This window comes from Mameliella sp. CS4, from assembly GCF_019392335.1.
Classification (GTDB): Bacteria; Pseudomonadota; Alphaproteobacteria; order Rhodobacterales; family Rhodobacteraceae; genus Antarctobacter.
In genome coordinates, this window is the sequence record NZ_JAHXRQ010000115.1 from 1 (window position 1) to 323 (window position 323).

At 70.0% G+C, this 323-nt stretch carries 1 protein-coding gene; it reads right to left on the reverse strand.

From position 1 onward, the window contains the following. Positions 1-303 (reverse strand): phosphoribosyl-AMP cyclohydrolase (hisI, locus tag KZZ07_RS26760; RefSeq protein WP_255564623.1); only part of this gene is annotated, 303 nt, incomplete at its 3' end. Between the last annotated feature and the right edge of the window lie 20 nt (positions 304-323).

Consider the following 323-nt stretch of genomic DNA (forward strand, 5'->3'; position numbering starts at 1 on the left):
GCCTTGGGAGCCGGTGTCCCCGCGCAACACGTCGTGGGCGAGCGCCGGGCCGCCAGGGCCGCCGACGACGCGGCGGTAGAAGCAGCTCGGACGGCCGGTGTGGCAGCATCCCGACCGCCCGGGCATGCGGACCTTCAGCCAGACGGCATCCTGGTCGCAGTCGACCCGGATCTCCTCGACGCGTTGGATCTGTCCGCTCGTAGCGCCCTTATGCCAGAGTCGTTCCCGCGACCGGCTCCAGAACCAGGCCTCGCCGGTCTCAAGGGTCTTGTCGAACGCCTCGGCATTCATCCAGGCCAGCATCAGCACGACCCCCGACACGG